Source organism: Pseudovibrio sp. W74 (genome assembly GCF_001623085.1).
In the GTDB taxonomy this organism is placed as follows: domain Bacteria; phylum Pseudomonadota; class Alphaproteobacteria; order Rhizobiales; family Stappiaceae; genus Pseudovibrio.
Genome location: NZ_LMCJ01000017.1, coordinates 246,251 through 259,121, shown reverse-complemented (window position 1 = coordinate 259,121; position 12,871 = coordinate 246,251). Strand labels below are relative to the sequence as shown.

Annotated in this window: 15 protein-coding genes; 11 read left to right on the top strand and 4 right to left on the bottom strand. The window is 51.2% G+C overall.

From position 1 onward, the window contains the following. The 3 genes from PsW74_RS12550 to PsW74_RS12540 all read left to right on the top strand — a co-directional run bounded on the left by PsW74_RS12550 (position 1) and on the right by PsW74_RS12540 (position 1,745). Positions 1-567: a GNAT family N-acetyltransferase gene (locus PsW74_RS12550; RefSeq protein ID WP_063286539.1), complete on the top strand. Its 567-nt coding sequence runs from the start codon at positions 1-3 to the stop codon at positions 565-567. Between the two features lie 9 nt (positions 568-576). Further along, positions 577-1,122, top strand: coding sequence for a GNAT family N-acetyltransferase (locus PsW74_RS12545; RefSeq protein WP_063286538.1), 546 nt, complete (start codon positions 577-579; stop codon positions 1,120-1,122). A 71-nt stretch (positions 1,123-1,193) separates the two neighbouring features. Then, the gene (locus tag PsW74_RS12540) at positions 1,194-1,745 is read left to right on the top strand and encodes a GNAT family N-acetyltransferase (protein WP_208987957.1); all 552 of its coding nucleotides are present in this window, start codon (positions 1,194-1,196) and stop codon (positions 1,743-1,745) included. Between the two features lie 50 nt (positions 1,746-1,795). Here the strand turns inward: PsW74_RS12540 and PsW74_RS12535 are convergent, their stop codons facing one another. The 4 genes from PsW74_RS12535 to PsW74_RS12520 form a co-directional block, all read right to left on the bottom strand. Next, the gene (locus PsW74_RS12535; protein ID WP_063286537.1) at positions 1,796-2,521 is read right to left on the bottom strand and encodes a hypothetical protein; all 726 of its coding nucleotides are present in this window, start codon (positions 2,519-2,521) and stop codon (positions 1,796-1,798) included. A gap of 109 nt (positions 2,522-2,630) precedes the next feature. Beyond that, positions 2,631-3,218, bottom strand: coding sequence for an OsmC family protein (locus tag PsW74_RS12530; protein WP_063286536.1), 588 nt, complete (start codon positions 3,216-3,218; stop codon positions 2,631-2,633). Positions 3,219-3,318: 100 nt separating this feature from the next. Next, positions 3,319-3,951: a TetR/AcrR family transcriptional regulator gene (locus PsW74_RS12525; RefSeq protein WP_057461564.1), complete on the bottom strand. Its 633-nt coding sequence runs from the start codon at positions 3,949-3,951 to the stop codon at positions 3,319-3,321. A gap of 293 nt (positions 3,952-4,244) precedes the next feature. Continuing rightward, positions 4,245-4,451, bottom strand: a complete 207-nt coding sequence (locus PsW74_RS12520; protein ID WP_057461563.1) for a cold-shock protein — start codon at positions 4,449-4,451, stop codon at positions 4,245-4,247. A gap of 857 nt (positions 4,452-5,308) precedes the next feature. On the opposite strand from PsW74_RS12520, the gene PsW74_RS12515 reads away from it, so the two are divergent. The 8 genes from PsW74_RS12515 to PsW74_RS12480 all read left to right on the top strand — a co-directional run bounded on the left by PsW74_RS12515 (position 5,309) and on the right by PsW74_RS12480 (position 12,835). Then, on the top strand, positions 5,309-5,854 hold the full coding sequence (locus PsW74_RS12515; protein ID WP_063286535.1) for a GNAT family protein: 546 nt from the start codon (positions 5,309-5,311) through the stop codon (positions 5,852-5,854). Positions 5,855-6,130: 276 nt separating this feature from the next. Then, positions 6,131-7,177: a GTPase ObgE gene (obgE, locus tag PsW74_RS12510; protein WP_057461561.1), complete on the top strand. Its 1,047-nt coding sequence runs from the start codon at positions 6,131-6,133 to the stop codon at positions 7,175-7,177. Further along, positions 7,177-8,307, top strand: coding sequence for a glutamate 5-kinase (gene proB / locus PsW74_RS12505; protein WP_063286534.1), 1,131 nt, complete (start codon positions 7,177-7,179; stop codon positions 8,305-8,307). The genes obgE and proB overlap by 1 nt, the downstream gene beginning before the upstream one ends. Before the next feature lie 52 nt (positions 8,308-8,359). Beyond that, complete coding sequence (locus PsW74_RS12500; RefSeq protein ID WP_063286533.1) at positions 8,360-9,655, top strand: glutamate-5-semialdehyde dehydrogenase; 1,296 nt, start codon at positions 8,360-8,362, stop codon at positions 9,653-9,655. Then, positions 9,652-10,317, top strand: a complete 666-nt coding sequence (locus PsW74_RS12495) for a nicotinate-nucleotide adenylyltransferase (RefSeq protein WP_082830550.1) — start codon at positions 9,652-9,654, stop codon at positions 10,315-10,317. Before PsW74_RS12500 ends, PsW74_RS12495 begins: the two co-directional genes overlap by 4 nt. A gap of 150 nt (positions 10,318-10,467) precedes the next feature. Next, positions 10,468-10,875, top strand: coding sequence for a ribosome silencing factor (rsfS, locus tag PsW74_RS12490; protein WP_244271711.1), 408 nt, complete (start codon positions 10,468-10,470; stop codon positions 10,873-10,875). Between the two features lie 155 nt (positions 10,876-11,030). Next, positions 11,031-11,513 (top strand): 23S rRNA (pseudouridine(1915)-N(3))-methyltransferase RlmH, encoded by a 483-nt coding sequence (rlmH, locus tag PsW74_RS12485; RefSeq protein WP_057461558.1) that lies wholly within the window; start codon positions 11,031-11,033, stop codon positions 11,511-11,513. A gap of 122 nt (positions 11,514-11,635) precedes the next feature. Beyond that, positions 11,636-12,835, top strand: a complete 1,200-nt coding sequence (locus PsW74_RS12480) for a hypothetical protein (protein WP_153040669.1) — start codon at positions 11,636-11,638, stop codon at positions 12,833-12,835. The last annotated feature ends 36 nt before the right edge of the window (positions 12,836-12,871 follow it).

Here is a 12,871-nt window from a genome sequence, read left to right as displayed (position 1 = left end):
ATGACAACCCAAAGCACCTTTCCTGTTCTACGCAGCGAGCGGCTTGTTTTACGGGAGATGCGGGAAGCTGATCTTGCGCTGCTCTGTTCATACCTGGGGGACTTTGAGGTCTCCAAGTCGCTGAGCAGTCAACCGCATCCGTTTTTGGAAGCGGATGGGCGGGATTATATTGAGCAGGCGCTTGCCAACAACACAGCTGAGAATGTGACCTGGGCAATTGAGCTTGATGGGCAGTTTTGTGGTGGTTTTAAAGCGAAGGAGTTGCATGGAGCTGCGAGCGTTGGCTACTGGCTTGGGCGCGAGCATTGGGGCAAAGGGCTGATGAGTGAGGCTTTGCGTGTTGTTCTTGATTATCTGTTTGAAGCGCGGGCGCTGCATGTGGTGCGGACCGGCGTGTTCAAGGAGAACCCGGCCTCCATGCGGGTGCTGACCAAGATGGGTTTCAAGATTACTGGTGAGGCTAAACACGCCTGCCGTGCGCGGGACAATGTGGAATTTGATGAGACCCAGCTTCAGATAACCCGAAATGACTTTCTTCGACTGACTAATTCAGACGTGAATTCGTGAGTATTCAAGATGTTTCCTGACCTAAAAACAGACAGGCTGATACTGCGCCAGTTCAGGCATTCTGATCTGGAGCCACTTTGCAAGTTCACCGACAATTTCGCAGTTAGTAAAACACTCTCTGAAGTGCCTTACCCTTATTCCAAGGCAGACGGAGAATGGTGGATCAACTACTGCCTGACCACTCCACTCTCAGAGAAAATCGCCTGGGTGATTGAGGGGCCAGCTGGCTTTTCCGGCGCGATCACTCTGATGAAGCTTCAAAGCGGCAAGCCAATTCTTGGGTATTGGCTTGCTGAGCATCTGTGGGGCAAAGGCTATATGAGTGAGGCTGCTCAGGCCGTTACTGCATATGGTTTTGAGACACTTGGCCTGCCCACGATTTATACCTCTGCGCTTGAAGAGAACCCCGGAAGCCTGCGCGTTCTGACCAAACTGGGTTTTCAGGAGGTTGGAAGAGGCTTTTCAACACCGCGCTCCCGGCCAGAAGAGAAGCTGCCGAATATTTCTCTCAGTTTAACGCGGGAAAAGTGGGCTGCACGACATGTCCCTGCCTAACGACCATTATGGAATTACAGAGTGCTTGCCGCACAGCGACCAAGTACTCCAAAACGCAACAAGTTGGATTAATGATGTTTCCTGAACTCAAAACAAACCGCCTGACACTCCGCCAGTTTCAGCAGGGTGATCTGGAGCCAATCTGCGAGTACATCAGCAACTTTGAAGTCAGCAAGATGCTGACTGTGGTGCCCCACCCTTACACAAAAGCGGATGGGGAATGGTGGTTGAACCACATCAAGGGAACACCGCTAAGCGAAGAGACGAACTGGGTTATTGAATCCGAACATGGGTTCTCAGGCGTCATTGGAATACGCATCCCAGAAGATGGCTTCCCGCGCATTGGTTATTGGCTGGGTAAACCGTTCTGGGGCAAAGGCTATATGAGCGAGGCAACTGAGGCGGTGGTCAATTACTGTTTTGAGGAACTGAGTGTGAGCAAAGTGACTTCCGGCGCCTTTGAAGAAAATGACGGGTCTCTGAATGTGCTGGCGAAGAACGGCTTCCAGACAATCGGCTCGGAGCCAGAAAAAAGTCGCGCTCGCGGAGAAGAAGAAGTCACTCTCATCAACGTGGAGCTCACCCGTCCTTTATGGGAAGCCATGCGGGCGGTGACGGTTTGAAGGTGAATTGCTTGTCGCGTGCTGATGGGTGCGCGCGACAAGTTTTGGGATCAGTCGAATAGCAGCGGTATCATGATGTGCATGGTGCTGTGCATGAAGATGAGAAAGCCCGGACCGACCAGAAAAAACAGGCTCCCCATTATAATGCCGGGCACGAGAATGCGTGTGGCGATCAGGTTCCACAATAAGATGCTATCCAGTTCTCCAAGCTCATGAAGGAAGACAAAAGCTAGTGCTGCGATGAGGATTGCAGTGCCAGCAGACCAGAACACACGATACCTGTACTCAACGCCTGACAGCAGTTTGAACATTCCGAAGAAGACCAGCGCACTCAGTAACATGCGAAAGACGAGTTCTTCGCCGTAACCTGCAACCATGCCAAAGAGATAGCCTGGACGAGAGCTTTCTTCTGCCGGGACAAAGTCAGGCAGTTCACTCCCGAAAAACGCCCAGATGATGCATGTGATGATGATTGCTGTGCTTACACCGCTCACGATCTGCAAACCGGGCGTGTGCTTTATCAAGCCTGCCCAGCCGAGTTTGTTAAAGCAAAACCAGCCTAAAAGCAGTGAGGTGAAAATGATGAGCCAGGTAGAGACGTAAATCGGCACAATCTTGATGAACGGATCTGCCCAGAAAATCTGACTTGTGTCCTGTTCGGTGAAAACCAACAGGCCAATGCAATAGAGAACAAAGGCCTGAGCCCAGACGATTGTTGCCATGAGCTGGTTGCGAAAGGTAGTGGGGAAGTAGTTGTGTTGGGAAGAGGATGTCATTGTATTTCCTCCGTCCTTCTCGGAGACATTGTTGAGAAGGTGAAATGGAGAGGAGGGCAACGTCTCAAACGATTTTGCTTGAGAGGCTGCCCTACACATCAATTCTGGCTCAGAGTTTCTGGCCGTTGTTGATGATGGTGGTCGATGCCGGGACTGCATTTACGACGGTTTGAAGCGCCATGCAGGCTTTCTCACTCGCCTCCACCAAAGAGGCAATCAGAGATGGGTCTTCTTGCGATTCGATGATGATGACTGTCTCGACGCCTTTTGAAACACCAAGCATGTCCGAGCCTTCTTCAGCGGTCATTCCCGGAATTCTGGACTGGAACTTCATTTTCTGCTCCAGCTTGATGGAGGAGATGTTCAGCTTCCGGGACTGAGCCAACCCATGCACATGCGTGAGCAGGCAGAAGCCAATACCCGCGGCCAGGTAAGACAATGGTGCGGGAGCTGTATCCGTGCCGCCAATGGATGAGCCTTCGTCGCAGAGAACTTCAAAAGCGCCAAAGCCAGGGACGTTGGGCTGGACCACACCGGTCTTGACCAAGCCGTCGCCTGTGAGCTCTGCGAGGAAATCAACCTCAAGCTCCATGCCGTCTTTCGACTTTTTGATTTTGTTTAAGCTGATGTGCTGGGGCGTTGGCATGGCCGCTGCCCGGGTCACGATGGGATGTGTCACAGTGTTATTATCAAGCATCTCTACCTCCGTAAGTGTACGATACTGTACCGTACACTTAGCAGATAAAAATCACTTTCGTCAAGCATGACTGTTTTCAGCTGGTCGGCGCTGGCTGAGATCAAGCGCCATATGCTTTCATGAAATCATGCACACATTGGCGAACATGATCTGAGATTTCCTGTAGAGTCGGTGCGGATTGAACGCCCAGCAGAAGAGCGAGGTGAGTGTCCTCGCGCAACATACCCATGAAGATGGCCGCTGCGTTTTCAGGATGTTCGATGGCGACGATGCCCAGACTGCTCGCCAGTTGGAGCTGCTGTGCAATGCTGGAGGTTGCCCGTTTGGGGCCAAGCTGGAAGAATGATTTGGTAATATGAGGAGCGCGACTGCCCTCACCTATCAACATGCGCCAAAGGCCCAGAGTTCTGTCATCATAGATGAGGGTCAGAACGGCCTTGCCAAAGACAAAAAGAATCTCTTCAAGCTCCTGACGGGAGCCACCATCTTCGTTTGAGTCGAGAGGTTTAATGGAGAGGACAGGCCCTTCAGACAGGTTGCTGACAATCTCTGCCAACATTGCTTCTTTGTTTTTGAAGTGTCTGTAGACTGTGGTTTTGGAGGCGCGGGCGCGTCTGACGATCTCATCCATCGAGGTGTTGGCATAGCCAAGTTCGATGATCGCGTCAGCTGCAATTTCTAAAAGCTCATTTTTCCGCTTTTCGCCGCGCGATACCTTTTTCTCTGATTCCATGCAGGTTTTCCGTCTCTCACGTGGGTACGATACCGTATCTTACACTAAGCTCTAGTGAGTTTGGTGAGGAGAAACAAGATTGCAAGGGAATGGAATGTGGAGGCGTTCAGCTGACATCACGGCGAAGCATGATGTTGAGAGCCGGATTTGGGGAGGGTCGTATTCTGTAGAGGGGCGTTTTGGCTGAATGGACGCCTGATGGCTATCTCATTGTTGGTTTATTGATGTCTGGGCCAAATTCCAGACAAAAAAAAGAGCGCATTGCTGCGCTCTTTTTCACTGAACAGCTCGAATTATACGGTTTCGAGGTTTACAGCGCTCTGACGGCCATCACGACCAGCTTCCAGTTCGTAAGTTACGTCCTGGCCATCAGCCAGAGTAGACAGACCGGAGCGCTCTACTGCAGAGATGTGAACAAATACGTCTTTGCTTCCATCTTCAGGTGCAATAAAACCGAAACCTTTAGTGCTGTTGAACCATTTCACGGTGCCTTTAGCCATCGTGATATCTCCTAGTTAGTGTGCCGCTGCGACATGCAGATGGCTTTGGTTGCGTCAGGGCGAAATCGAGTGCACTGACGCCTAAAAAGGAGACAGGGTGTCGATAGTCTTAACGTAGAGACGGCATTCCACATATTGACTGATAAGTAAAGATCCAGCTTTCCATTTGATGCCTGTAGAACCAATTTTTTTAAATTCTCTGTGTTTTTACTGAGTCAAATCCTAACTTATTCCCTGATGTTTTCACAAAACGCATAAAAGTTGAGGGAAAACCCGATGTTAGGTCACCTTGTGGTTGCATTGCGGGTTTTGCCGATATTCGCGCAAATATTCCTCACTATGTGAAAAAAATTCCATGAACATGCTCTAAGCGCTTGCAATAGGGAGTGGTCCGAGATAGTGACCGCCCCCAAGCTTTTAAGTTCCTCTCGGATTTTGAAACCTCCAAGATGCTGTTGTCTGCTTACTTTGTTCCCCTGTGAATAAAGATGCAGGCGTCGATCACCTTTGATTCTCCGATCTGTGTGTGTTTATCGGACAATTGAAGATGGGTCCTGCTCTTCTGATCTGGCTGGCGCGACTGTTTATGCGTTCCGCGACTTTCAGCAGATGGCAGGATTGGGTCTTTGAGCAAGGTTGCGGCAACAGCCTTTCGCTCCCTCGTCCCTTTGTGATCGTACCCAGCACTCGTGGCAGGGATTCACTTGAGATCTCAGGAACCAAAAGCAAGGGTTGGATAGCACCGGCGCGTTGCGAGCACATGGCTCGACGGGTTTGACGCTATCTTCGTGTACTTAAGAGAAAGAGCGCCAGCGACAATAAGCCAAGCGCTCCAAGAAGAATAAAAAGAGATTGTCATGTTCCCGGAGTTACAATCCGAGCGCTTGATCCTACGCGATTTTCGCGAGGGTGATTTTGATATTCATAATGCGTCTTTGAACGATTTCGATGTGAGCAAGATGCTGACTGTCGTTCCGCATCCTTATACAAAGGATGATGGTGACTGGTGGTTTGACCATTGCCGCACGACACCTCACTGCGAAGAGATCAACTGGGTGATCGACAATGGCGAAGGCCTTGTCGGCGTCATCGGCATCCGCAATGTCTCGACAACACCGCACCTCGGTTACTGGCTGGCTAAATCCCAATGGGGTAAAGGTTATGCCAGTGAAGCGACCAACCTGGTTTGCGATTACGTGTTCAACCGGCTGAATGCGGCTGCGATGAACACTGGCCTGTTCACCATCAATCCGAAGTCTCTGAATGTGCTTCAGAAGAACGGGTTTGAGGTGACTGGCGAGACTAAAGAGAAGAACCGCGCACGTGGTGATCTTGAAATGGATTACACTACAGTTACGCTGACCCGGGACAGATGGACATCGATGCAGGCGATCGCCGCCTGACGGTCCAGTCTCTAAAGCAGCTTGTCTTTAGAGATTTGTTCTTGCGCATCTGAATTTTGAAAGGCTTGCGAATTGATGTTCGTGAGCCTTTTGGCTGTTCAGGGCAGTAAACCATAAATCAGGTTGCTTATTCTTTTCCGGAAAGCGCTAGACACTTTTCGGGAACACGCTTAAGCAATAAAATTAGCCAGATTTGCCGTTCCGCCCTTGGCGGGAGCGCAATAGGGCTTTATGACGTCCTCCAAAGAACGTCACAGGTGGACGAAAGAGAATAAAATGAAATTCCTCGATCAGGCAAAGATCTTTGTAAAGTCTGGTGATGGTGGCGCGGGCAGCGTCAGCTTCCGCCGTGAGAAATATGTTGCCGAAGGTGGACCCGACGGCGGTGATGGTGGCCGTGGTGGTGATGTATGGGTTGAGTGCGTTGATGGCCTCAACACACTGATCGACTATCGCTACGCACAGCACTACAAAGCAAAAATCGGCATGCATGGCATGGGCCGCAACAGAACCGGCGCCAAGGGCGACGATGTTGTGCTTCGTGTTCCTGTAGGCACTCAGATTCTTGAAGAAGACAACGAGACCGTTCAGGCGGACATGACCGAGATTGGTCAGCGCTTGTTGCTTCTGAAAGGTGGTAATGGCGGATTCGGTAACGCGCACTTCAAATCCTCAACCAACCAGGCACCGCGCCATGCGAACCCTGGTCTTGAAGGCGAAGAAAAGTGGATCTGGCTGCGGCTGAAGCTGATTGCGGATGCTGGACTTGTGGGTCTGCCAAACGCTGGCAAATCCACCTTCCTCTCCGCTGTATCAGCAGCACGCCCGAAAATTGCGGATTATCCGTTCACCACGCTGCACCCGAACCTGGGTGTATGTGAACTCGACAACCGCGGCTTTGTGCTCGCTGACATTCCGGGCCTCATTCGTGGTGCACACGAAGGTCATGGTCTTGGCGACCGTTTCCTTGGCCACGTGGAGCGGACGCGCGTTCTGTTGCATCTGGTGGATGGCTCTGGCGAAGAAGACCCGGCAGATTCTTACCGCACCATTCGCGGTGAGCTGGAAGCTTATGGCCATGGTTTGGATGAGAAGGCTGAGATTGTTTGTCTTTCCAAAGCAGATGCACTGACAGAAGAGCTGCGCGAAGAGCGCTTTAAGTCTCTTGAAGAAGCCTGCGGTCAGAAGCCTTTGATCATTTCGTCTGCCAGTGGTGAAAACATCGACACTGCTCAGCGCATGATCATTCGTGCAATTGACAAGGATAAGCAAGACGAGGCCAATGCCATTCCTTCTGATGGAATTGAGGAGTGGCGCCCGTAATGGCTCGAAGTCTGAGCGACTATAAGCGCATCACCGTCAAAATCGGCTCTGCCCTTCTGGTAGAAAAAGGCCGGTTGAAGCGTGAGTGGCTGGAATCGCTGGCAGATGACCTTCAGGCTCTTTCCGAAGCTGGGAAAGAAGTGCTGGTGGTCTCTTCCGGTTCCATTGCTCTTGGTCGTGGTGTGCTTGGTCTGCCAGCTGGTCCGCTCAAACTGGAGCAGGCGCAAGCCGCCGCTTCTGTGGGCCAGATTGCACTTGCTCAGGCGTATTCTGAAATTCTCGGTGCGCGTGGTTTAACGGCTGGCCAGATTCTGCTGACGCTCGGCGACACGGAAGAGCGTCGCCGTTACCTCAATGCGCGCGAGACGATTGGCACTCTGCTGAAGATGGGCGCTGTCCCGATCATCAATGAGAATGACAGCGTTGCGACCTCTGAGATCCGCTATGGCGATAACGACCGTCTGGGCGCCCGTGTGGCGACTATGGCGAGTGCGGATCTTCTTGTGCTGCTGTCTGATGTGGACGGGCTTTACACCGCCGCTCCGCAGACAGATCCTGATGCCATTTTCCTGCCTGAGGTTCCTCAGGTGACGCAGGAGATTGAGGCTATGGCCGGTGCGCCGGGAACGGCCTTCTCCTCCGGTGGCATGAAGACCAAGATTGATGCGGCTAAGATTGCGCAGAGCGCAGGTACGTCCATGATCATTGCCAGTGGCAAGACCATGAACCCGCTTAACGCAATTGAAAATGGCGCACGGGCAACATGGTTCCCTGCTCCATCCTCACCCGCCCGTGCCCGCAAAACGTGGATCAGCGGTCACCTGAAGCCGCATGGCACCATTCAGCTGGATGCAGGCGCACTGAAAGCTGTGAAGGCGGGTAAGAGCCTGCTGCCAGCAGGGGTGACCAAAGTGGATGGCACATTCACACGTGGTGATGCTGTGCGTATTATAGATGCGGACGGGCATGATGTGGGTCGCGGCCTTGTGGCCTATGATTACGGTGAGGCCTCTCTCATCATCGGGCGCAACAGCAAAGAAATTGAAGCCATTGTCGGCTATCCGGGACGGGCAGAAATGGTCCATACGGACGACCTTGTGCTCTCTACATCTGATTTGGACAATTCATAGAAACTGTTTAGGTTGACCAAGTTCAACCAGTGATGACTTAAGGGTTTTGCAGATGCTGAATACTTCTGAAGTGGCAAATGCGGACAACACCGATGTTCGCGACCTGATGGCAACTCTTGGCAAAAAGGCACGCGCTGCTGCACGTACTCTAGCCATTGCCCCCACAAGCCAGAAGAACAAAGGCCTAGAAGCGATGGCAGCTGCCGTTCGCTCTGCAACCCCTGAGATCCTCAAAGCGAATGCGATTGATCTTGAGAGCATGCAGGCCAATGGTCAGCTGGCATCCTTTATTGATCGCGGCACATTGAACGAAGAGCGCATTGAAGCCATTGCCTGCGCGCTGGAAGACATTGCCAAACTGGACGACCCTGTCGGTTCTACGATTGCAGACTGGAAGCGCCCGAACGGTCTGGACATCTCCCGTGTCCGCACGCCTCTTGGTGTAATTGGCGTAATCTACGAGAGCCGCCCGAACGTGACTGCGGATGCCGGAGCATTGTGCCTGAAGGCTGGTAATGCTGTTGTGCTGCGCGGCGGATCAGACACTATCAATTCCAACCTTGCTATCTATAAAGCTTTGCAGGCTGGCCTTGCAGACGCCGGATTGCCGGTAGATGCCATACAGATTGTGCCGGTGAAAGACCGTGCTGCTGTTGGTGAAATGCTGAAAGGCCTGGACGGTAATCTTGATGTAATCATTCCACGTGGTGGCAAGAGCCTTGTTGCCCGTGTTCAGGATGAGGCACGTGTGCCTGTGTTTGCGCATCTGGAGGGTCTGGTTCATATCTTCATCGATAAGAAGGCCGATCTGGATAAGGCGATTGAAATCACCATCAACTCCAAGATGCGCCGGACGGGCATTTGTGGTGCTGCCGAGACGCTGCTGGTTGATGAAGCTGTGGCAGCAACCATTTTGCCGCCAATTCTTGCTGCTCTTCAACAGAAGGGCTGCCAGATACGCGGTGATGAAGACGTCATGATGCTTTGCCCAACCGCTTCTGAGGCGACTGATGACGACTGGTCGACTGAATATCTGGATGCGATCATCTCTGTGAAGATTGTTGGCGGCTTGGAAAATGCGATTGAACATATCGGGATCTACGGTTCCAATCACACGGACTGCATCATCACAGAAGACCAGATTGCGGCCCGCAAATTCCTTGCAGAAGTGGACTCGGCTATCGTTCTTCACAATGCATCCACACAGTTTGCGGATGGTGGTGAGTTTGGCATGGGCGCCGAAATAGGCATCGCAACTGGCCGTATGCATGCGCGCGGACCAGTTGGTGTGGAACAGCTGACCAGCTTCAAATACGTGGTTCGCGGGAACGGCCAAACGCGTCCATGACGAACCCCGACCCCAAAATGTGCGATAGCCACGGCAAGCTTGGGATTGTGCAACCAGACTGGATGCGCCTTCCCTATGCTGCACCGTGCAATCGCATTGGTTTGTTTGGCGGGTCGTTTAATCCCCCACATCCTGGCCATCTTATGGTGGCGGAGACGGCGTTGCGGCGCTTGAACCTGCATCAGATCTGGTGGTTGGTCACGCCCGGAAACCCGCTGAAGTCTCACCGAAACCTCGCGCCCCTGGAAGAACGTGTTGCCGCCGCGCAGGCTTTGGCACGGCACCCACGCATGAAGGTGACGGCCTATGAGAAGGTGCTTGGCACCTCTTACACGGCAAGTACTGTGGAGCAATTAAAGCTGCGCAGACCGCATCTGAATTTTGTCTGGGTTATGGGTGCAGACAATCTCTCCAATTTTCACCATTGGCAAAACTGGCAGAGCATTATAGAAGGGGTGCCTGTGGCAATTGTTGACCGGCCTAAAGCGACCCTTTCGTCTCTTTCCGCTCAAGTTTGCCAAAGGTATGCCTTTGCTCAATTAAAAGAAAAAAGTGCAGACCAACTGCCTGAGTGCAAAGCCCCGTGCTGGACCATTTTACGTGGTCCGCTGGATGAAACCTCTTCCACCCTCCTGAGGAATAGAGGACACACCCCAGGGTAACTTTACGCTTTTTACGGCAAGTAGTGTCTTGAAAATGCCATAGGGACCTGAGTATTCTTCTTGACGGAAGGCTTGAGTTTGTGCATTTCAGGCTTTTCGACCGGCAGAGTACTGCTTTCTCTAACCATGGCGAGGGCTCTTAAGCTGACCATGACAACTCAACATGAAGGGACGGACACCATCGCTCCTCTTCAACCGCATGATCCCACCAATGAGGGGGACGTGCTTGCACTGATCCTCAACAGCCTGGAGAATTCCAAGGCTGAGGATATCGTATCTCTAGATCTTACAGGCAAATCTGCTCTGGCTGATCACATGGTTGTGGCTTCTGGCCGCTCTCATCGCCATGTGGGTGCTGTTGCCGACTACCTGCTCCGTGATCTGAAAGATGCTGGCTACGGTAACGCTCGCGTTGAGGGCATGCCGCATTGTGACTGGGTGCTCATCGACATCGGTGATGCAATCATTCACATTTTCCGCCCAGAAGTCCGCAGTTTCTACAATGTAGAAAAAATGTGGTCTGCGGATAGCTCTGCACCGACGCAGTTCATCGGATAGTATCAGTGCTTCTTTGAAGCACTGACTATTACACCAGTCAATTCTCTGCCCCTTTGGGGGAATGAGGGAGTCTGGGCAAATGCCGCTGATGCAGATGCTGCTCCATCTGCATGAGATCTTTTTGCGGGTCACTACGATCTAATCCCGGAGACTTTATGAAAGTCACGATTGCCTGCGTCGGCAAAATGAAAGCTGGCGCGGAAAAGGACATGCTTGAACGCTATCTGGACCGAGCCCGCAAAGCTGGCCGCTCCGTTGGCATTACTTCTGTGTCTGTGGTGGAATTTTCAGAAAGTCGGGCTGCCCGTACGAGTGATCGAAAAGACGAAGAAGCGCAACTGTTGCTCAATGCGCTTCCTTCCGGTGCGATCCTGATTGCACTGGATGAGCACGGCAAGGCACTTTCCAGCGAAGCCTTTGCCAAAAAAGTTGGCGGTTGGGCCGATCAGGGTATTTCGGATATGGTGCTCGCCATTGGCGGTGCCGACGGCCACGGCCAGGCGCTGCTGCAACGCGCAGACCTGAAGCTCGCTCTGGGCTCCATGACATGGCCTCACCAACTCGTCCGCATCCTGTGCGGCGAGCAAATCTACCGCGCTATCACGATACTGACTGGGCATCCCTATCATCGCGCGTGAATGGTGCGGAGGTTACCTCTCTTTAACAATACAAAACCCCCACTAATTTGGTTGTTAATGGGAAAACACATCCTACATGTCTGTCTAAGTTGGCGGAATATTATTAATCAAGCATGTATCTTATGCTTAGATCAGAAGTAAATTTTTGTATGCTTACACAATTACTTGACCGCTCCATACACCTTAAGCCATTCGGCTTGAAGAGAATATTTCCTAAAATGGAGGGACGCAGCTTTTCTGAGCATAGAGATAAATACGACACTACTACACTTTTTTATGATGTTTTCAGATCGCATGATTGTCAGCACATAATTCTTATCGGTCCTAAACCAATTGGATATGAGAAAGAGCTCTCTGCTGCGAAGTTCTTTCTTGAAGGCAAAAAACTGAAAGTAAAACAGAGGAAACTAAAGCGGGTCCATGAAATTTGGATCAAGGTTCCAGTGGACAAAGAAATTACCTCTCTCGTAATGGAAATGAACAATGTCCAGGTTGAGCTAAAAGTGGCGCAAGAAACCTCCTCGCGTTTCAAAGGAAAGCGCGTACTTTCAACTTTGTGCGTAGACACTCCAATTCCGTGGATTTTAGACTGGATAAAATTTCATGTAGTAAATCATGGCGCAAATGCTGTTGTACTATTCGAGAATAGTATTGACCTTGAACACGCACAAAATATTCATCGTGCCATTGAAGACGCTGACTTAGATATTGAACATGAGATAGTTCACGCCCCATTTAAATATGGGCCACCATATCCTCATGAAATCAAATTCCTGCAAAGATCAATACTACAGCTAGTTCGTTGGAAATACGTACAGACTTCAGAAGCACTGTTGTTCTGTGACATTGATGAACTTATCATCTGCGACGATAGGCAGTCCATTTTTGATCATGTCAAAAAGAGCTTCCTTGGATATTACATGCTTCGTGGAACCTGGATTGAGCCCGCAACTCAACTTGCGCCTGAAAAACTAGCATCAATCGAAAACCGTCGTCACTTCATGTTCCAGTACACAAGCAATCCCCCCTCGAAAACAAATCCCAAATGGGTTGCTGTTCCTTCAAGGATACCTCGGGGTATGCAGTTCAAAGCTCACGGGATTAGGCCTGAGCCGAAGCATCAAGCTTTATTTCATCCATTCTTTTCTAGACTTAGACCTTTTCTCAAAGCAGGTAGGATGTGTCATTTCTGGTCAATCAACACCAGCTGGGCAAAGGATAGACAGAAAATCGAAGCTGTTGACCCTAAGAAACACGCACTACACAAAGACCTTAATGCGGCATGCATGGCGGCATTTTCCGACCCGCGCGAGACTGACTAATAAAGAAGATACAATCACTTATTGTTTCTTTCAAAT

What these genes read in the sequence shown, in the direction of transcription:
- proB (WP_063286534.1), top strand. Translation starts at nt 7,177, where the DNA reads ATGGCTCGAAGTCTGAGCGACTATAAGCGCATCACCGTCAAAATCGGC.
- PsW74_RS12495 (WP_082830550.1), top strand. Translation starts at nt 9,652, where the DNA reads ATGACGAACCCCGACCCCAAAATGTGCGATAGCCACGGCAAGCTTGGG.
- PsW74_RS12500 (WP_063286533.1), top strand. Translation starts at nt 8,360, where the DNA reads ATGCTGAATACTTCTGAAGTGGCAAATGCGGACAACACCGATGTTCGC.
- PsW74_RS12515 (WP_063286535.1), top strand. Translation starts at nt 5,309, where the DNA reads ATGTTCCCGGAGTTACAATCCGAGCGCTTGATCCTACGCGATTTTCGC.
- PsW74_RS12550 (WP_063286539.1), top strand. Translation starts at nt 1, where the DNA reads ATGACAACCCAAAGCACCTTTCCTGTTCTACGCAGCGAGCGGCTTGTT.
- rlmH (WP_057461558.1), top strand. Translation starts at nt 11,031, where the DNA reads ATGAAAGTCACGATTGCCTGCGTCGGCAAAATGAAAGCTGGCGCGGAA.
- PsW74_RS12540 (WP_208987957.1), top strand. Translation starts at nt 1,194, where the DNA reads ATGATGTTTCCTGAACTCAAAACAAACCGCCTGACACTCCGCCAGTTT.
- PsW74_RS12520 (WP_057461563.1), bottom strand. Translation starts at nt 4,451, where the DNA reads ATGGCTAAAGGCACCGTGAAATGGTTCAACAGCACTAAAGGTTTCGGT.
- PsW74_RS12535 (WP_063286537.1), bottom strand. Translation starts at nt 2,521, where the DNA reads ATGACATCCTCTTCCCAACACAACTACTTCCCCACTACCTTTCGCAAC.
- rsfS (WP_244271711.1), top strand. Translation starts at nt 10,468, where the DNA reads ATGACAACTCAACATGAAGGGACGGACACCATCGCTCCTCTTCAACCG.
- PsW74_RS12545 (WP_063286538.1), top strand. Translation starts at nt 577, where the DNA reads ATGTTTCCTGACCTAAAAACAGACAGGCTGATACTGCGCCAGTTCAGG.
- PsW74_RS12530 (WP_063286536.1), bottom strand. Translation starts at nt 3,218, where the DNA reads ATGCTTGATAATAACACTGTGACACATCCCATCGTGACCCGGGCAGCG.
- PsW74_RS12525 (WP_057461564.1), bottom strand. Translation starts at nt 3,951, where the DNA reads ATGGAATCAGAGAAAAAGGTATCGCGCGGCGAAAAGCGGAAAAATGAG.
- obgE (WP_057461561.1), top strand. Translation starts at nt 6,131, where the DNA reads ATGAAATTCCTCGATCAGGCAAAGATCTTTGTAAAGTCTGGTGATGGT.
- PsW74_RS12480 (WP_153040669.1), top strand. Translation starts at nt 11,636, where the DNA reads ATGCTTAGATCAGAAGTAAATTTTTGTATGCTTACACAATTACTTGAC.